Consider the following 18,857-nt stretch of genomic DNA (forward strand, 5'->3'; position numbering starts at 1 on the left):
TTCACAGCTAAAAAATAAGATGCGTAAATGAAAAATAATAGTTTGGCTACGAATCAAGCGCGTCTCGAATGGACTTCAAATACGTAGTAATTGTTGCTCGGTCTTGTGAAGCAAAACGACGGACGATTTCACTGCCGATCACGACACCATCAGCCACACTCCCAATGTCTCGAACGTGTTCAGGCGTACGAATTCCAAAACCAGCAACTACTGGAACAGACGTATAAGATTTCAAACTTTGAATCGTCGCTTTGACGTCAGGATGAAATGTTCCATCTTCACCTGTCGTCGCGTTCATCGTCACTGTATATATAAAGCCTTCTGCATGTTCTGCGATACGTTTCACACGTGCCTCTGAAGCTGTCATTGCGATGAGAGAAATCAATTTAACTTGACGTTCTGGATGACGTTGTTTCATCTCCTCGATGAGTTCAAACGGCAAGTCTGGAATTATCAGACCATAAACACCCGCTTCCTCGCAAGCACTTAGAAACTCGGTTTCACCGTAATAATGAATGATATTATAGTACGTCATTAATACATAACGCCCATGCAACGTATCACGATGCTGTTTAAGTTCTTGAAGTATCTTCTCCACCGTCATACCTTCAGCAATTGCTTTATTACCCGCTTCCATTATCGTTGGCCCATCAGCTACAGGATCAGAGAACGGTATACCAATTTCAACGATATCTGCCCCGTGCTCTTGTAATAACTTTAAATTAGAGATAAAGGATTGATCGCCCATGATGTAAGGAATGAAGTATTTACTCATCTTGGTCCCCTCCTTCTGTTGATAAATACGAACGTATCGATTCCATATCTTTATCACCACGTCCAGAAACCGTCACCACAATAATGTCATCTTGCTTCATTGTTGGTGCTAACCGTTCAACATAGCTTAACGCATGCGCACTTTCTATAGCTGGAATAATTCCTTCAGCTCGTGTGAAGCGCTTCAATGCTTGCATCGCTTGATCATCCGTCGCCGTCTCATACGTCACACGACCTAAGTCATGATAGTAAGAATGCTCCGGCCCAACACCTGGATAATCGAGTCCCGCTGAAATAGAGTGTGCTAATTGCACTTGTCCATGTGCGTCTTGTAATAAATACATACGTGCACCATGTAACACGCCTGGCGTCCCTTTGTTTAAAGCAAGGGCATGTTTCTGAGAGTCAACACCTTTACCAGCCGCTTCTACACCATACAACTTCACATCATCTAACACGAAAGGATAGAACGTTCCCGCGGCATTTGATCCGCCACCGATACAAGCAACCACCGCATCAGGTAAACGGCCTTCTTTATCTACCATTTGCGCTTTAATCTCTTGGCCTATAACACTTTGAAAATCTCTGACCATCGTCGGAAATGGATCTGGCCCCATGACCGAACCGAGTAAATAATGCGTATCGTCGACGTGACTGACCCAGTATTGCAACGCCTTGTTGACTGCATCCGAGAGTGTACCTTGGCCTTCCTCAACAGAGACTACTTTTGCTCCTAACAATTCCATACGAAAGACATTCAATGCTTGACGTTTCATATCTTCTGCGCCCATAAAGACGACGAGTTCCATATCAAAGAGCGCTGCTACTGTCGCACTTGCTACACCGTGTTGACCTGCACCTGTTTCTGCTACGAGCTTATTCTTGCCCATGCGTCGCGCGAGTAAAGCTTGCCCTAACGCATTGTTAATCTTATGCGCACCTGTGTGATTCAGATCCTCACGTTTTAAATAAATCTTTGCTCCACCTAACGATTCTGTATACGATTGCGCATACGTTAAGGGTGTACTACGCCCCACATAGTCTGTGAGTAACGCTTTAAGTTCATCTTGGAACGTCGGATCTGCTTTCGCTTCTTTATAGGCTTGCTTTAACTCTTGAATTGCTGGCATTAACGTTTCAGGTACGTATTGCCCGCCATACTCTCCGAAGAATCCTAATTCATCCGCTTCTGTTTGAATTTCTTGTTTAAATGAGTTTGTCATACTTTGTCACTCCTTTTACACTTTCGATAATGCGTCTCATTTTACCCAAATCTTTACGTCCTTCAGTTTCAATCCCACTAGCGATGTCGTAGCCGTGATGTTTTAAATCCATTTGCTTGATAGTTTGAATGTGGTCGTAGTTAAGTCCACCCGCTATCATAAAAGGGACATCGTGAATGCCGCGCAAGATTTCCCAATCATACGTTTGACCTGTTCCACCATAATCTTGTGAAGGTGTGTCGATAATAAATTCATCAACCTGATTACGATAATGGTCGAGTCGCACTTGCAATTCCTCCTGATTACGCGCACTTAATGCTTTAATAATGCGTAAATCAGGATAATGTGCTCGTATATATTGAATGGTTTCTAATGGTTCGTCTCCATGGAGCTGTAATGTCGTCATTGGCGTCGTGGTAGCTAAAGCATCAATCGTAGCACGAGAGGGATTGACCACAACGACGACTTTCTCCATCTTTACTGAAAGTCGCTGCATTAATTCGTTAATCATTGTTATAGGAAGATGTCGCTTACTGTTAGGATAGTGAATGAATCCTACCGCATCTACATTAAGCTGCTTCACCTTCTCAATATCTTCTTTTCTCGTAAAACCACAGAATTTCAGTTTCATCATTTCACCTTATTTAGCTTCAGACTTGGTAGAAATTGGCTTAAATCCTCACACTTCATCAGTGCTTCACCTATTAATAATCCCTCTATACCGGATGGCATGATTTGTTCAACATCTTCGCAAGAATGAATGCCACTTTCAGAAATGTAAAGAAATCCTGATTGTTTGTCTCTCAAGATTTGATTCGTATTTTCGACATCGGTGATAAAAGTACGTAAGTCACGATTATTGACGCCAATCAACTCAGGTTGAAGTTGGTGCGCACGTGCTAACTCTTCTTGGTCATGAACTTCAACGAGCACATCCAATCCTTGTTGCGTCGCGTACTTGTATAGTGACTCTAATTGTTCGTCAGATAAGATATTAACGATGAGTAAGATCATCGATGCCCCTGCACGTTTCGCAACATCGATTTGTATCGGATCGATAATGAAATCTTTACAGAGCACAGGTAAAGACGTTTTCATCGTTAAATCCTGAAGTCGCTCGAAACTACCACCAAAGTAACGTTCATCTGTCAGCACAGATATCGCACTTGCTCCATAGCGCTCATAATCCCTTACTTGTTGACCCAAATCTTTTTCAGGAAGCTGATTTAAAGATGGACTCTTAGATTTAATTTCAGCAATAATACCTAATTGTTCACTGTGCTTAAGCTGATTAATATAACTCTGCTTATGCGTCACATCGACACTATCGAGTTTGTTTAATTGTTCATCATAGTATCCTTTGGCTAACAACGCTTGTTTATACTCAACGATTTCATCCAATATAGTCATGAACTTCTCCTTTCATACTTTGATACTGTTCGTATGCTTTGCCACTTTGAACTAATGTATGCGCCAGTTCGACGCCTTCTTGTATCGTTACGGCCTTTTCAGCTACATAAAGAGCAAGTCCGGCATTTAACAAGACCACTTCATATTTAGCTGATTGATCCTCTCCTCGTAAAATGCGTTCCGAAATTTGTAGGTTATCAAGCGGCGATCCTCCAACAAGTTCTGTATTGTCTGCTGAGTGTAAGCCTACATCTGAAGCGTTTAAGGTATAATTCGTAATGCCTGTATCCTGATTCACTTCATAAATGATATTCTCACCTGACAACGTCGCCTCATCCATTCCACCTGCGCCGTGGACAACGATTGCTCGCCGACGTCCTAAGTCTTGTAGAGTCTGTGCAATATGCGGTAAACGTTCCTTATCATAGACACCCATCACTTGATAGTCGAGTTTAAACGGATTGATGATTGGACCGATAATATTAAAAATAGTCGGCGTCTCAATCATTTTACGAACAGGCTGAATATGCTTCATCACCGGAAATGTCTCGGTCGCGCTCAAGAAAGCTAAATGCGTTTCCTGGAGCTGCTTTGGTGTTTGAGACACTGGCGTGGTATTAATCGCCATCGCAGCCAGTAAATCTGTGCTGCCTGAAGCGGACGTAATGCTCTTGTTGCCGTGTTTGATTACCGGAACACCCGCACTCGCTACGATAAACGAGACCGTCGTGGAAATATTGAAACTGTTAGACCGGTCCCCACCCGTACCGCAGACACACATACCTTCAGGATAATAAGGTTGTGGGTCATACATCGTGTGTATGAGTGCTAGCGATAAATAAGTTAATTCTTTCTGACTATAATCTTTATTTGAAAAGGCTTGTAAATAACGTCGTTTCTCTTCTTGATCAATTTCAGGCGAAATTAATAACGCTACAAAGTCGTTAATTTCACTCTGAGTCAGTGGTTGTTGCTGTTGTAGTTTTAACTTTAACGCCACGATGTTCTGCCTCCTTACATATATCTAAGAAATTTAATACAATCTGTTCCCCATACTTAGTCGCAAAGGATTCTGGGTGAAACTGTACGCCATAGTGAGGGTATGACTGATGTTCAAATGCTTGTATACAATCACTTGTTTGTGCTGTGATAATGAGTTCTTTAGGAAAAGATTTCGGGTCACTCACTAAAGAGTGATAACGCATAATGTCAGAAGATTGTGGAATCTTTCGTAATAACTTTGATTCTCCTAGTATGTCCATCTGATCTACTTTACCATGTAGGATATTGGAACCTTGTACGACTTTGCCACCGTAGTAACACGTCAAAGCTTGCGCTCCTAAACACACACCAAGTATTGGTACATTAGAGAATATAAGGATTATCTTCATCAACTCTGGATAGTCTTGCGGATGCCCTGGTCCAGGTGAGATAATAATACCTTCAATATTCAATCCTATTAATTGATCAATAGAAACTTGATCAACATAAGTTAACTTGACCTTACGATGTTGCGCCACGATATCAACTAAGTTGTAAGTAAATGAATCATAATTATCGATGATTAGAATCATGGTGTCACCTCCAATAAACTTTTCGCTTTCATTTGTGTTTCTTCATATTCTTTTTCGGGAACCGAATCATAAACGATACCGCACCCCGCTTCTACATTCACCTTTCCTACATCAACAATCATCGTACGAATCGCTAGCGCAAAATCAAGTTCATGATTACAGTTGATATAACCTATGCCTCCGCTATAAATTCCCCGTTTCTGTGACGTCGTTTCATAAATTCGTTGAATTGCTCTTAACTTTGGCGCTCCAGAAACTGTACCTGTTGGCAATAGACTCGTGATGACTTCAAGCGGTGATAAATCATCAAGCTCACCTGAAATTTCACTAACGATATGCATGACGTGTTCGTATCGCTCAATCATCATGAGCTTATGAATTTCAGATGTGCCTGGTCGACATACTCGATGAATATCGTTACGTCCAAGGTCAACGAGCATGCGATGTTCACTTAACTCTTTTTCATCTGAAAGCAGTTGCTTTGCCAGCGCTTGATCCTCTTCTTCCGTTGCACCACGTTTAATCGTTCCAGCAATCGGGTTCGTGTAGACGCGATTATTCTTCACTTTCACGAAACTTTCCGGTGAACTACCGACAACAATCGTATTGCCCATGCTGAGATAATACATATATGGACTCGGATTTTGTCTTTTTAAATTCTGATACATTTGGAAAGACAATGGGAAACGTTGATCTCCGAAATCGTGCGTATAACTGTAAATAATCGAAGGCACCACTTGGAACATATCCCCTTCAGCGATAAGCTTCTTGAATTTTCTTACATTTTTAATAAAATTCTCTTTAGAAATGTTGCCACTGACAACTTTATCTTCTGGCGTTTCAAACGGAACCGTTTCACTAAAGACAGGTATGTTTTTTTAAATTCTCTATTTGAGACTGTACACGTTTTTGAAGTTCTTCTTCTTCCGCTTTTGAAAATAAATTAGAAGCAATGATATAAAGATCTTCTTTATAGTGATCAAACACTAGAACATCCTCGACCATATAAAAATGTAAGTCATGATGCTTATGGTCCGATAATTCAATGTTCTGCAATGTTGGAAACTCATGTCGGACGAGATCGAAACTACAAGAACCGATAAATCCTGAAATAAATGGGAGCTTTCGCAACGTTTCATCATCAATAGTGACTTTATAATCGTTTAAAAAATGCTTTAGAAATTGATACGGCTGTTCCAAATTTGCTTCGATAAAACCAGGACCGGTCGCCCTAAATTCATGATTATCTAAAATCACTTCACCACAAACATCTAGCACGACGATAGAATAACGCCCTTTCGTCTGCGAGCTATCAGCACTCTCTAAAATAATCTTTTTCTTTGTTGTCCTTGCTATCGCCTCTGGCGTAACATCCGCTTTGACTTTCTCATAATAGACTTGCATCAATAATCCTCCTTTATTAAACAATAAATATAAAAAAACTAGCATCCTTCAAAAAGGACGCTAGTCGCGCGGTACCACCTTAATTAGCAAAACACCTCGATGTTTCACTCACTCAAATTGCTATTTAATTACTTCAATAAGACCCAATTTCTGTATAAAAGTGTGTCAGTTCGCATCAACCACTGACTTTCTGTCACTACAACATTTCATACGTACTACATCTTATTTGCACTAAAACTAAAAACCACGGTAACACAGACCTATAAGGACGCGTTACCGTGGTGCCACCTTAGTTAACAAACTTAATTGTTCACTTTATGAAAGTATATTAAATCTTGTTACTCAAAGCCCAATTCATGATATGCGACGTGCTAATTTCCATCTACCATTAGCTTTCTGAAACTACGTTCTGCATTCACTACTTCATCTCTGAGTCAGTATTATTAAAAGTAATTACTTAGTATCATACTTGGGTGAAACATTTTTGTCAATCACTTTTTTTATTTTTCTGTCATTGATGACATACAATAAGCTTCTAATAGCGCTTGTGTTGCTTTTAGTGAATCGATATGCGTACGTTCCATCGCATGAGAAGATTCAATACCTGCCCCAAATAATGCATGTCGTACGTCAACACCTGCACGTAATGCTGCAGAAGCATCTGAGCCATAGTAAGGATAGATATCGATTTGATACGGGATATGTTGTTGATCACATAGTGATACTAATTGATCTGTTAAATGCTTATGATATGGGCCTGAGGAATCTTTAGCACAGATGGAAACGGTATATTCATCTGAACTTTGGCCATCTCCAAGGGCGCCCATATCGAATGCAATCAATTCTTCAATTTCAGGGGCTATTGATGCATTCGCACCGTAACCGATTTCTTCGTTGTTAGAAATATAAAATTGCGTCGTATAAGGAAGTTTTAAGTCATTATTACTAATCTTTTTTAGAAACTCAATTATCATTGCCACGCTCGCTTTGTCATCTAAATGACGTGACTTAATAAACCCTGATTGAGTTATCTCAGTTCTCGGATTGAGACTCACGAAATCTCCTACTTGGATACCTAAGCGTTTTGTTTCTTCTTCAGATGTTACCTTTTCATCGATTCTTACTTCCATGTGTTCTTGATTACGTGGAATTTGATCATTATCACGATACACGTGAACGCTAGTTTCATGAAGGCAAATCGTACCAGAATATGTTTCTCCACTTCGGGTCTCGATTTCGCAGTATTCACCTTCAATCGCATTGTAGCTGTAACCACCGATAAGCGACAACGCTAGACGACCATCTTCTTTAATTTCCTTAACCATTGCCCCTAATGTATCTACATGGGCAGTTATACAACGTTGTCTTTTTGTTTCTTCTCCTTCAACAGTAATAATTAAAGCACCTTTATTAGTGATTTGCGTAGAAAACCCAAGTTCTTGAGCTATATCGTCCACGTACGCTATCGCTTTGTAAGCATTCCCAGAAGGACTTGGAATCGCTGTCAGCTCACGTATCGTCTCTAATACACTTTCAGTCATAGTTAAAATCCCCTTTCGTTACTTTGCGATTCTTATTGCTAATTGTAACCTCTTCTTATACAATAATACTATTCTGAATCTTTTGATAGAGGAGTGCTCGATATGACTCAAATTTTGTTTGTAGGTCTAGGTTTAATCGGAGGTAGCTTAGCAAGTAATCTCCACTACTATCATGAAGATCTCGTCATCTCAGCTTATGATGCGGATCAAGAACAATTACGTAAAGCACAATCTATAGGTATCATCGATGAGATGGTCACCAACTATGCTGAGGCCGTAGAACAAGCAGATATTATTATTTATGCCACTCCTGTACAACAAACAATCCAATATTTACGTGAGTTACCACAATACAATACTCAACCTTCTTTGATAGTGACTGATACTGGAAGTACTAAATCAAGTATCATGGCACACGAAAGTAGATTACTCGAAGCAGATATCCATCTCGTGGGTGGACATCCAATGGCTGGCAGTCATAAAACAGGCGTACTCAATTCGAAAAAACATTTGTTCGAAAATGCATATTACGTACTCATCCACCATCTGCCTGAGAATCGCTCAGCACATCAATATATCGAACATTTATTGAGATTTACTCGCGCAAAGATAATCTCATCGACTGCCGAAGAGCACGACTACATTACGGCTGTGGTTAGTCATGTTCCGCACATCATAGCGTCAAGTTTAGTTCATCTAAACGAAAATCATAGCTCAACTTCTCATTTAATCAAAGAACTCGCAGCAGGTGGTTTCCGAGATTTAACACGTATCGCTAGTAGCAGCCCAGAAATGTGGCGTGATATCGTTGAAGCAAATAATCAACATATTCTCGACATCTTGCACGATTGGCAGGCACAAATCAATGATGTCATTCAGTTGATTAAAGATAATAATCCTAAAGAAGTATATAACTTCTTTCAACAAGCAAAGACATATAGAGATCATCTTCCAGCACAAACTCGTGGCGCATTAAATCTCGGTTACGATCTTTATGTTGATATCCCTGATGAATCTGGAATGATTAGTAAAGTAACTTATATTCTCAGTTTACATAATATTTCTATCAGTAACCTTAGAATTTTAGAAGTTCGAGAAGATATTATGGGTGCCCTATGTTTAACTTTTAAGATGCCGAACGATCGCGAACGCGCTAAAGTTGCTTTGCAAGATTTTGACACTTACCTTCCATAAAGAAATTGTTTTCTCATTCCACCGAAACAGTCGGATGAGTGACTATATATTGCTTAAATTATTAGTTATATTGCCGGAGAGGAGCCTCTAAGTGCAGTGGTGGCTTCCTCTCCACTTTTTAATTCTTATCTCCTTCAAACTTTAACCCTACAACTACATCTTGTGCCCTGCCATCAATCCTAAACGACCGTGCTTCGTTCCCGCTTCAGTATAAGACACAGCTTTTGAGACGATGCCCTTTCCATACTTTTGATGCAAAAAATCAATCGTCTTCGCTAAACGTTCATTTCTTCTTCTCTCGTATTCATCGATAAATAAACTCAACTGTCTTTCACTTTCATTCACAAACTGGGTTAACGAAACACTGAGTGTACGATATAACTCAGTAGGATCGCACAATTGATTCGCAAAATGATTGACCACATTATATATATCTTTCTCCAAATTAGTTGGATCATCTAGCGTGTACTGTTTATGCACGCCGCCACCATCACTATAACCAAATGAAAAGTGAATTGTACGAGCCAGTTGCTTTCTGTCTCGAATACGGCTTGCTACATCTTCAATCAACTCTCTCATGACAACCTTTGCTTCTTCGAGACGATAATCTCGCATTAAAATTTGACTTTTACAAATAGATGGATTGGTCACTCTATACTTCTCTCGTACTTTGCTATGATCAATACCATTGGCATGTAAATGTAAATCCACCCCTATGACACCTAAATCTCTCTTCAAATAGCGGTATGGATAACGCGCTAGATCACCTATCGTAAAGATGCCTCGTTTATTTAACTTTGCTTCTGTGCGTCTACTGATTCCCCAAAATTCGCTAAGTGGTTTGATTGGCCAAAGTTTCTCTGGAATATCATGATAACGCCACTCAGCAATCTTACTAGGGTTGTGTTTCGCCTCTACATCCATCGCAATCTTGCTTAATAATATATTCGAACCTATACCTATCGTGCAGTGAATTTGTGTTTCTTCTTTAATCTCTTTCATCAATCTCTCACAGAATGACTGAACTGTACTGTTGAAACGATAATAACTGTCCGTTACATCCATGAAAAATTCATCGATACTATATTGATGTAAATCTTCTGGAGGCACATATCTTAATGCAATCTTTGAAATTGTTAAAGAAACTTCCAAGTATTTACGCATACTAGGATTGATAATATAGATATCGTTACGATGCGGTATTTCAAATAATCTAGATCCAGTCTTAATTCCTAATTTCTTCAACTCTGGTGTCGCCGCTAATACTACTGAACCTTGTCTTTTCGTGTCTGCTACTACAGCTAACTTTACTTTCATAGGGTCTAACCCTTTTTGAATACACGCTACACTCGCAAAAAAACTCTTCTGATCAATACATAGTATATCTCTATCCTCTAAAAGATTATAATCGTACATCATTCTGCCCTCCTCAGAATAATTCTATTATATACGAACGCGTGTTCTTAATCAAGTTATTAGAGAACATTTGTTCTATTTATTTTTTCAGCTACTCGCGTGATATAATAGAAACAACAAAGGATAAAGGAGTTGAAAGCTATGCCAATTATCAATGTGAAGCTTATCGAGGGACGTTCAGACGAACAACTTAAAGACTTAGTCACAGAAGTTACGAATGCAGTTGAGAAATCTACAGGCGCAAATAGAGAAGCCATCCATGTCATCATTGAAGAAATGAAGAAAGAACATTATGGCGTTGCTGGTGTTAGAAAATCAGATGAATAAGTAGATTGTCGTCAGTAAATACTGTCGATTAAACGATTTACTACTCTTACCCTAAAGTTGCACATAAAGAGAGTATAAAAAGCCCGTAGATGCTCTTAACGACCATCTACGGGCTTACTTTGAGTTGAAACGCGTCTATTCTATTTATTATCTTCTAAGAACTTTCTCGCTTCTTCTTTGTTTTTCTCTTTATCAATCTTCAATGCACTACCATCCTCTGGCGTTTGCAGATCAGAATAACTTCCTTTGACTGGTAACGTTAATGTCTTCACATTGTGATCCCCACGCACACCAAAGTTTGTACCTGTCTTAATCAATGTACTATCAGACATGTTCGTATTTAAATAACCACGTAGAATACCAGCCACTTTAGGTAACTTGAATAAGGTACTTGGCGTTACTAACTCTTTCTTCAACGCTTGCATCACTTGTTGTTGACGACGTACACGACCGAAGTCACCTTCCTCGTCATGACGGAAACGTGCATAACCGAGTAATTCTTTACCATTAAGACGATGATGCCCTTTTTTCAGGGAAACACCGATATTTTTAGACATATCCTTTTCAACATCAATAGGCACACCATTCGGTTGTAATTCATCAATCATTTTCTCAAAGCCGGTAAAATCAAGTATCGCATAATATTCTGGATCAATATCTAGATTTTTCTTCAATGACTGACGTAGCAACTCAGGTCCACCGATAGAATACGCGGAGTTAATTTTGTGCTGACCGTTGCCAGGAATATCAGCATAAATATCACGCATCACAGACATAATTTTCATTTTCTTATGAATGTAGTCATATTGCGCAATCATGATAGAGTCCGTCCTTGAAATACCACCTTGCTCCTTGTCGGCACCAAGAATCATAATTGTAGCTTTACCATCATTTTTAACTGCGCCATTAAATTTATGCATCTTCAGCGATTTACCCTGTTTCTTTGCATAGTTAATTCCGGAATTATAACCGTGAATGGCATATCCAACAAACGCTGCAAGAATAATCACGAGCGCAAGTATAATAAATGGTAACTTTCTTAGTTTTTTCTTCTTCTTTTTACGGTGTAGCGACTTTGTTTGTCGATCACTACTGCGTCTGAGTTCTTCATTATTTCTTTTGTGTTCGTCCATATTACCAACCTTATATCTTCAAAATTACGAATCAATATATTATAATTAGCACATATTTAAGTTATATAAAAAGAGATTAAAAATCAAGTGATTTCTTAATAAATACAGCTAAGGACTGAGAATGGAGTGACATAAATATGAACTTACAAGAAGCATATTTTGCTGGAGGGTGTTTCTGGTGTATGGTACATCCCTTTGACACACACGACGGCATTGAACAAGTCGTATCAGGATATATGGGTGGACATGTCGAGAATCCTACCTATCAAGAAATTAAACGCGGGCATACCGGTCATATGGAAACAGTAAAGATTATTTACGATGCTGACCGCTTCTCCTACGAGAAACTGCTATCCATCTTCTTCTCAGTTATCGACCCAACTGATGCTGAAGGACAGTATCAAGACCGAGGAGCACAGTATCGCACGGCTATCTTTTACACTGATGAACATCAACAACAACTTGCAGAGCAATTTCTACAAGATATGGCTCACACTATAGACAGCGATAAAGCAATTGCTACGAAATTACTTCCTGCATCTAAATTTTATGAAGCGGATGAGTCTCATCAGATGTTTTATAAAAAGAATCCTGAGCGTTACGCACAACAGCACGCTGAAAGAGAAGCTTATAAACAAGCTCATAAGAACGACTAAATTGCTAAAAGAGAGTGAGACAGAAATCTATTTGATTTCGTCGTCTCACCCCCTGCAAGGCTGACTCGTATTTGAGACAGCGTCAGCTATCTCAAATACAGACAGCTACTGCGCAAAGCAACAGTTAATATCTTTAATAGCTATCAAATTATCACTAAATGGGTCGCCCCACACTTAACGTCATAACCTCTTCTTACTACTTACGTATTGCTCTAACTACTCGAATCATACTTAACCATAAAGAATTATGTTTACGATAAACGATAAATCTCGGCTTCCATGATGGTTTGAACTTCTCTTTATAACGTCGTAAACCTTGGAAACGATATAAACCATTAAAGTGTTCGAATACACGTCCCGCAATCTTCTCACCTGTAAATGCAAACGATGCCTGTCCAACATTGGAGAGCGTCGCCATCCCCATATTGAAATGTCGATATCCTTGTTCTTGCGCCCAAAGCAGGATGTTTAAATATAACACATCCATTAATGGTAAATCGGTCTCAGAACCCCAACGAATGAGATCGACGGATAAAGTATCTTCGTAATACGTCGGCATTAAATTACAGAACGCGATGATTTCCTCTTCCGCATTTCTAATCACCGCAATAGGTGCTTGAGATAAATAGAATTCATCAAACGAACCTACTGAGAACGCCATTTCCTTTCTACCATCTAACCACTCATCACTGATATGTCGTAGTGCTTTAACGAACTCAGTATCAAACGGTGGTTCTACCACTTCAAAAGTCATATTCAAATCTTTAAATTTATTCATCGTTGCACGCAGACCCCGATTCTTTTTACCTGACATCGTGAACTGCGTTAAATCAATAATTGCCTCTTCACCGAGTTTAAAGAACTGATTGCCAAAGCTGTGATAAAGCGATAAATAGCGATCAGTGACTTGATAGAATATCACATCATATCCAAGATAGTGCGCGTGCTTATAGAACTGCTCAAGCATCGCATAATAGCTCTGTGGATTTCCTATAGGATCACCGAGTACGATATAAGCGTTGTGTTTCTGCTTGTACATGATAAACGCATCTTCAGCTTCGGATAGATAAAAATCTTTGTCACCACTGTAAATTAAGTGGCTGAGATAATGGCCGCCGTACTGATCGATAATCGCTTCACATTGAGATAGTGATTCCTGATCATGAGGCAAAGTTGTCTTGCGTTCAAAATACCACACAATCGCGCCCACGATTATAATGACAAAGAACAGCGTAATCCAGAAATAATATCTGAGCAACGACGTATTCGCCTCAATATGATACATATCTAATGTATAGAAAAAGTGCGCAATCCATGCGTGATTAAGATAAAGCGCGAGTCCACTGACGATGATACTTCCGATTAATTTACCGACACGTAATGGTCGCTTCAATACTAAAGCACTACGGTAAAGAACGATGAGTAAAATTAAAATAACGATCAACCATAGCAGTGAAATATAAGATGCATACGTCCAAAATGTCACACCAATAATCAAAATAATCGAGACGATTTCAAACAAAATAGCCCTTTTAGACAAAGCAAAGACCCCTAAAATATTGAGCAAAATCAATAAACAAGCGGTCGTATGAATCGCTACGAGAATATAATAGAAAGAGTGATCTTTACTGTATAAACCGTCATCGATGATATTGACGTTATTAATAAAGAAGAATATAGATGTAAAGATCAGCAATAAACTCATAGATAGAGCAGGAATACGTTGCTTCACATCTTTCTGGAATGACATGAGAAAGGCCGTGATTTCACGCGCTGGCATCAAACGCTCCGATTCTTCAAGATATCTCTTCGCCGATCCACCAAACTCGAAGATTGAGAGAATCAAAGCGACGAGCACTGGGAAGAAATAATATGCGAAACGATAAAGCAACAATGCTAACACGATTTTATCTTCTTCTACACCAATCGCTTTAAGACCGAGAAGCATTACGAGATCAAATGCACCTAGTCCTCCTGGAATAAAACTGATTAAGCCAGAAAGTGATGCGATGATAAATATTCCCATATAAGTAGAATAGTGCGTATCAATATTAACCACTTTCATAGCCATGAATAGAACGCCAGAAGCGGCCATCCATTCGAGGCTCGAAATGATGGTACAATAAATTCCTGCAAACTTATTATTACCTTGCACCGGCTTAATAATAGTCACGATAACAAAGATCGGTAAAAATAAAGCGACAAGATACAATAGCCAATGAATCCACGGAAATGGAGTAAATACATGTGAAACATTAAAAACATGGCATACGACAAGTATCGATAGTAAGCTTAAACCGGTCAACATCGATAAAAGAATGATTGAAATGGTATGTATGAGTTCCTTGTAACGCGTAGTATATTGCTTATAAACGAGAAAACGTGCGCTTGCTCCAATAAACCCACCAAAGCCAATCAAAGCGTTAAAGGCATTGATGATATAACCTACACGCAATGTACGCCAAATCGAAATCTTTAACTTCAGAATCTTAGTTAAAGCGACATCATACAGTGATAGTAAGATTACAGCAGCCCCACCACTGAAGAAGAGCGTGATTAAGCTCATGCGATCCGTCTTACTAAAAGTTAATATGACGTCTTTAGGATCAATATGCTTTAACTCGTTATATAACGAATAAATTACTATGATAAATAAGATTAAAGCGAAACAAAATTTAAGAATAGAAAATAGTTTGTTTTTACGTTGTTTTGAAGCTTGTGCCATAGTCATCCTCAATTCTTAATGTCTAATTAGTAAGATATGAAGAATATAGCATATTGTAGCTGAAGATGATACACAAAAGATAAGATAGTTATAATTTCTTAAAAAATACTCACTTTGTATAGAATTGTATGACATACTGTGGTAAGTATTGTACACCATAAATAATTTTAAACAGTGAAGTAGAACGAGGAGATTTGGGGAATTCGGAAATAATCATAGTATCATTTCCGCAAAAAAGACGTTACGCAAGCATGCGTCTCCACACATCCTACGTAACGTCCATGACATAGTTATTTACTTTATTCTTTATCGAACACTAGACTTAACGTTTGACTTGTCTAGAAAGTTCTTTCTCCTCACTATTAAAGTCATACTCACCAGCATCTTCGCCGTAGTATTTATTATAACGGCGTTTGAACAATAGATAGAGATGGGATACGAGTACTTTTAATATCGCATAACCGGGGATACCGAGAATGATACCCACTGGTCCGAGTATGTGACCACCACAGAGTAAGATAAAGATGATCGTTAACGGATGGATCTTGAGTGTCTTACCCATAATATTTGGTGAAATGAAGTGACCTTCAAAGAAATGAGCCAGCGTCCATACGACAATTAATTTCAACAGCATGATTGGCGATGTAATAATAGCAATAATGATAGCTGGAGAAATTGCAATGGTAGGTCCAATGTATGGAACGACACTCGTCACTGCGGCTATTGCGGCTAATATTAATGCATAGTCTAAGCCAATGATGAGATAACCAATGTAAAGCAGAATACCGATACATAAAGACACAATCATCTGTCCTTGAATGTATGAACCTACTTGTAAGCTCATCTTCTCTAATAAATCATGAAAGTCCTTTCTGAACTTAGGTGGCACAATACCAGTTGTAAATTCTTTAAAGCGATGCCCGTCTTTCAACATAAAGAAGAGCACGAATGGTGTCGTCGCGATGACGATTCCGACATTGACTAACGTTTGCGCAAAGTTCTTCAGTTTAGAACCTAAGCCATCTGTATAATCTGAAGCGAGCGTCGGTAGTTTATTAGCAAACTTATCCAAATCACCTTGAATCTGATCATAAAAAGTAGAGATAATCGCATAGTTTGAGAACTTGTCAATAAACGCATTCACGCGATCGACATAATGCGGAAAGCTATTCGCCATACTCTTAATTTGATCAGAAATAACAGGAATTAATAAATTCACTGCTAATGTTATTAATCCAGTAATCACAAGAAAGATGATCACAACGCCCCATAATCGTGAAATATGATAACGCTCCATGAAGTTTACGATCGGATTTAATAAATAGAACAGTATTAATGAAATAACAATTGGTGCAACAATTGTATTAAAAATAATGATAAACGGTTTAAAGATATATGAGATTTGGTCAAAAATAAAAATAACGATACCGAGTAAAATGAGCAAGATTAAACCAAATATAATATCCTTACCGCCTAAAAACTTCATAAAGCGTGTTTCAGGAAATGAGAGTCGGAGTTTCTTTGATTGTGACGTTGACTTGTGCGTATGTTGTTTATGAGTTTCTTTTTCCATGTGGTTCACCGTACCTTAATGTCTTAAATCTTGCATACATTACTATTTCAACTTCACTTCACGCTATCATCTTAACCAACGTGAAACGTCGTTCTACCTTGATAATCATAACACACCTCATCTGAACATAGATATTAACTCGACTACACTAGTGAGGCTTTGTCGTCGCTCAACGTGTTGTAAATATAATTCAATATTATACTTCATACCCGTTTGAGATATAAAAATGTGGGAGTAAGACAGAAAATTATCATTTTCACGTCTTACTCCCATTATGATCAGGTAGTTCTTCAGAATAAATTTAACCTATTCTGCGATACTTACCTTCAATGTAACCCTTAATATAAGGATTTATTCTTCTTATTCATGCCCCAACTTTCAATACCAAATAGATTGATTTCAAGTTCTTCAGGGCGGAAGATTGGTTTCTTACCTTGTTTGCGTTGTAGACGATAGTCTTTCATCACTGCGAAAGCAATATTAGAAAGACCTATGATAGAAACTAAGTTGACGACAGCCATGAGTCCCATGAATAAATCAGCTGTACTCCATACTGTTTCTGTCTTAACTACTGCGCCGATAAAGACGAGCACGACAACAAGACATCTAAACACAAACATTAATGGTTTATTTTTAGATAAGAATTCAATGTTAGATTGACCGTAGTAATAGTTACCAACCAATGATGAAAATGCAAATAGTGTAATAGCGACTGTTAAGAAGATTCCGCCGCCACTTCCTAAGTGTTCATTCAATGCAGATTGTGTCACTTCAACACCTTGAGGTGCTTTTTCACCAAAACGTAAACCAGAGTATAACAGAATCATAATCGCTGTAGATGTACATACGAGCATCGTATCAAAGAATACACCTAAAGATTGAATGAGACCTTGTTTCACTGGGTGAGGTGCTGCTGCAGTTGCGGCTGCATTTGGTGCAGAACCCATACCTGCTTCGTTGGAGAAGAGACCACGTTTAACACCTTGTAAGATAGCTGCACCTACTGCCCCTCCAGTTACTTGTTCTAGACCGAAAGCACTTTTAACAATCGTACCTAACATCGGAATGATTTGATCGTAATTAATAACTAAGATAACTAATACGATACCGATGTAAATCAAAGCCATGACAGGCACAATCACTGAAGATAATTTAGCAATGCTACGTACCCCACCAAAGATAATGACAGCAGTAAGTACTGCTAAGACAAGCCCTGTGACGATAGGACTGATACTATATTGTGTATTGAGTGATTCAGCAATAGTATTGGACTGAACAGTATTGAAGACGAAAGCGAATGTTACCGTAATTAATACTGCAAAGACAATACCTAACCATTTCTGGTTTAAGCCTTTCGTTATGTAATAAGCAGGTCCACCACGGAAACCGCCTTCTTTATCTGGCACTTTATAAACTTGTGCTAAAGTCGCCTCAATAAATGCACTGGCTGCACCAATCATGGCAATGAGCCACATCCAGAATACAGCACCAGGACCACCAAGTACAATCGCAGTTGCAACACCAGCAATATTACCTGTACCTACACGTGACCCCGCACTAATCGCAAAGGCTTGGAAAGGTGAAATTCCTTTCTTACCGTTATCTAACGTCTCTGGCTTCTCACCGAGCGCTCGGAACATTTCCGGGAACCATCTAATTTGGACAAACCTCGATCCAATAGTGAAGAAGATTCCGGCAGTGATAAGTAAGCCGATTAAATACTGTGACCAGATTAAATCATTACCAATTGATACAAATGATTTAAACCAGTCAGGAATGTAATTATCAAAGTTATTCACTTCTTATCCCTCTCATCTTGTAAATTTAATTTTTAAACGATAAGAGATTTATAGAACTGTATGAACGCAAAGATCACTCATCATCTGAGCTCATCGAACTATAAATCT

Annotated in this window: 15 protein-coding genes and 1 pseudogene; 3 read left to right on the forward strand and 13 right to left on the reverse strand. The window is 38.8% G+C overall.

Annotated features, from left to right (window positions below):
* Positions 1-46 precede the first annotated feature (46 nt).
* From trpA to HMPREF2802_RS01635, 8 genes and pseudogenes are all read right to left on the reverse strand, one after another.
* Positions 47-775 carry a tryptophan synthase subunit alpha gene (gene trpA / locus HMPREF2802_RS01600; RefSeq protein ID WP_070502544.1) on the reverse strand — a complete coding sequence of 243 codons (729 nt, stop codon included), beginning with the start codon at positions 773-775 and terminating at the stop codon, positions 47-49.
* Positions 768-1,997, reverse strand: a complete 1,230-nt coding sequence (trpB, locus tag HMPREF2802_RS01605) for a tryptophan synthase subunit beta (protein ID WP_070502545.1) — start codon at positions 1,995-1,997, stop codon at positions 768-770. The genes trpA and trpB overlap by 8 nt, the downstream gene beginning before the upstream one ends.
* On the reverse strand, positions 1,981-2,628 hold the full coding sequence (locus HMPREF2802_RS01610; RefSeq protein ID WP_070502546.1) for a phosphoribosylanthranilate isomerase: 648 nt from the start codon (positions 2,626-2,628) through the stop codon (positions 1,981-1,983). Before HMPREF2802_RS01610 ends, trpB begins: the two co-directional genes overlap by 17 nt.
* The gene (gene trpC / locus HMPREF2802_RS01615) at positions 2,628-3,407 is read right to left on the reverse strand and encodes an indole-3-glycerol phosphate synthase TrpC (protein WP_070502547.1); all 780 of its coding nucleotides are present in this window, start codon (positions 3,405-3,407) and stop codon (positions 2,628-2,630) included. Before trpC ends, HMPREF2802_RS01610 begins: the two co-directional genes overlap by 1 nt.
* Positions 3,391-4,407, reverse strand: coding sequence for an anthranilate phosphoribosyltransferase (gene trpD / locus HMPREF2802_RS01620; protein ID WP_070502548.1), 1,017 nt, complete (start codon positions 4,405-4,407; stop codon positions 3,391-3,393). Before trpD ends, trpC begins: the two co-directional genes overlap by 17 nt.
* A complete protein-coding gene (locus tag HMPREF2802_RS01625) occupies positions 4,358-4,981 on the reverse strand; it encodes an anthranilate synthase component II (protein WP_070502549.1) in 624 nt (207 codons plus the stop codon). The genes trpD and HMPREF2802_RS01625 overlap by 50 nt, the downstream gene beginning before the upstream one ends.
* Positions 4,978-6,385 (reverse strand): annotated as a pseudogene (locus HMPREF2802_RS01630) (anthranilate synthase component I). The gene HMPREF2802_RS01625 and the pseudogene HMPREF2802_RS01630 overlap by 4 nt, the downstream one beginning before the upstream one ends.
* A 500-nt stretch (positions 6,386-6,885) precedes the next feature.
* Positions 6,886-7,926: a M42 family metallopeptidase gene (locus tag HMPREF2802_RS01635; protein WP_070502550.1), complete on the reverse strand. Its 1,041-nt coding sequence runs from the start codon at positions 7,924-7,926 to the stop codon at positions 6,886-6,888.
* Between the two features lie 102 nt (positions 7,927-8,028).
* Here HMPREF2802_RS01635 and HMPREF2802_RS01640 point away from each other — a divergent pair, with 102 nt between their 5' ends.
* The gene (locus HMPREF2802_RS01640) at positions 8,029-9,120 is read left to right on the forward strand and encodes a prephenate dehydrogenase (protein ID WP_070502551.1); all 1,092 of its coding nucleotides are present in this window, start codon (positions 8,029-8,031) and stop codon (positions 9,118-9,120) included.
* 153 nt (positions 9,121-9,273) lie between these two features.
* On the opposite strand, the gene HMPREF2802_RS01645 is transcribed toward HMPREF2802_RS01640, so the two are convergent.
* On the reverse strand, positions 9,274-10,536 hold the full coding sequence (locus HMPREF2802_RS01645; protein ID WP_070502552.1) for a Y-family DNA polymerase: 1,263 nt from the start codon (positions 10,534-10,536) through the stop codon (positions 9,274-9,276).
* Positions 10,537-10,677: 141 nt separating this feature from the next.
* Between HMPREF2802_RS01645 and HMPREF2802_RS01650 the strand changes: the two genes are divergently transcribed.
* Positions 10,678-10,863 carry a 2-hydroxymuconate tautomerase gene (locus tag HMPREF2802_RS01650; protein WP_002472067.1) on the forward strand — a complete coding sequence of 62 codons (186 nt, stop codon included), beginning with the start codon at positions 10,678-10,680 and terminating at the stop codon, positions 10,861-10,863.
* 140 nt (positions 10,864-11,003) lie between these two features.
* On the opposite strand, the gene HMPREF2802_RS01655 is transcribed toward HMPREF2802_RS01650, so the two are convergent.
* Entirely contained in the window at positions 11,004-11,996 is a 993-nt protein-coding gene (locus HMPREF2802_RS01655; RefSeq protein WP_070502553.1) for an LCP family protein, read from the reverse strand.
* A 137-nt stretch (positions 11,997-12,133) separates the two neighbouring features.
* Here HMPREF2802_RS01655 and msrA point away from each other — a divergent pair, with 137 nt between their 5' ends.
* Positions 12,134-12,652 carry a peptide-methionine (S)-S-oxide reductase MsrA gene (gene msrA, locus HMPREF2802_RS01660; protein ID WP_070502554.1) on the forward strand — a complete coding sequence of 173 codons (519 nt, stop codon included), beginning with the start codon at positions 12,134-12,136 and terminating at the stop codon, positions 12,650-12,652.
* 196 nt (positions 12,653-12,848) lie between these two features.
* Here the strand turns inward: msrA and mprF are convergent, their stop codons facing one another.
* The 3 genes from mprF to HMPREF2802_RS01675 form a co-directional block, all read right to left on the reverse strand.
* The gene (mprF, locus tag HMPREF2802_RS01665; protein WP_070502555.1) at positions 12,849-15,377 is read right to left on the reverse strand and encodes a bifunctional lysylphosphatidylglycerol flippase/synthetase MprF; all 2,529 of its coding nucleotides are present in this window, start codon (positions 15,375-15,377) and stop codon (positions 12,849-12,851) included.
* A 322-nt stretch (positions 15,378-15,699) separates the two neighbouring features.
* The gene (locus HMPREF2802_RS01670; protein ID WP_070502556.1) at positions 15,700-16,950 is read right to left on the reverse strand and encodes an AI-2E family transporter; all 1,251 of its coding nucleotides are present in this window, start codon (positions 16,948-16,950) and stop codon (positions 15,700-15,702) included.
* 338 nt (positions 16,951-17,288) lie between these two features.
* The gene (locus tag HMPREF2802_RS01675) at positions 17,289-18,749 is read right to left on the reverse strand and encodes a glutamine transporter AlsT (RefSeq protein WP_049410502.1); all 1,461 of its coding nucleotides are present in this window, start codon (positions 18,747-18,749) and stop codon (positions 17,289-17,291) included.
* Between the last annotated feature and the right edge of the window lie 108 nt (positions 18,750-18,857).

The organism is Staphylococcus sp. HMSC071G07 (assembly GCF_001811435.1).
GTDB classification, from domain to species: domain Bacteria; phylum Bacillota; class Bacilli; order Staphylococcales; family Staphylococcaceae; genus Staphylococcus; species Staphylococcus pettenkoferi.

Excerpts from the sequence above, each read along its gene's own strand:
- HMPREF2802_RS01610 (WP_070502546.1), bottom strand. The coding sequence starts at position 2,628 with ATGAAACTGAAATTCTGTGGTTTTACGAGAAAAGAAGATATTGAGAAG.
- mprF (WP_070502555.1), bottom strand. The coding sequence starts at position 15,377 with ATGGCACAAGCTTCAAAACAACGTAAAAACAAACTATTTTCTATTCTT.
- HMPREF2802_RS01645 (WP_070502552.1), bottom strand. The coding sequence starts at position 10,536 with ATGTACGATTATAATCTTTTAGAGGATAGAGATATACTATGTATTGAT.
- trpB (WP_070502545.1), bottom strand. The coding sequence starts at position 1,997 with ATGACAAACTCATTTAAACAAGAAATTCAAACAGAAGCGGATGAATTA.
- HMPREF2802_RS01655 (WP_070502553.1), bottom strand. The coding sequence starts at position 11,996 with ATGGACGAACACAAAAGAAATAATGAAGAACTCAGACGCAGTAGTGAT.
- HMPREF2802_RS01640 (WP_070502551.1), top strand. The coding sequence starts at position 8,029 with ATGACTCAAATTTTGTTTGTAGGTCTAGGTTTAATCGGAGGTAGCTTA.
- HMPREF2802_RS01650 (WP_002472067.1), top strand. The coding sequence starts at position 10,678 with ATGCCAATTATCAATGTGAAGCTTATCGAGGGACGTTCAGACGAACAA.
- trpA (WP_070502544.1), bottom strand. The coding sequence starts at position 775 with ATGAGTAAATACTTCATTCCTTACATCATGGGCGATCAATCCTTTATC.
- HMPREF2802_RS01670 (WP_070502556.1), bottom strand. The coding sequence starts at position 16,950 with ATGGAAAAAGAAACTCATAAACAACATACGCACAAGTCAACGTCACAA.
- msrA (WP_070502554.1), top strand. The coding sequence starts at position 12,134 with ATGAACTTACAAGAAGCATATTTTGCTGGAGGGTGTTTCTGGTGTATG.
- trpC (WP_070502547.1), bottom strand. The coding sequence starts at position 3,407 with ATGACTATATTGGATGAAATCGTTGAGTATAAACAAGCGTTGTTAGCC.
- HMPREF2802_RS01625 (WP_070502549.1), bottom strand. The coding sequence starts at position 4,981 with ATGATTCTAATCATCGATAATTATGATTCATTTACTTACAACTTAGTT.
- HMPREF2802_RS01635 (WP_070502550.1), bottom strand. The coding sequence starts at position 7,926 with ATGACTGAAAGTGTATTAGAGACGATACGTGAGCTGACAGCGATTCCA.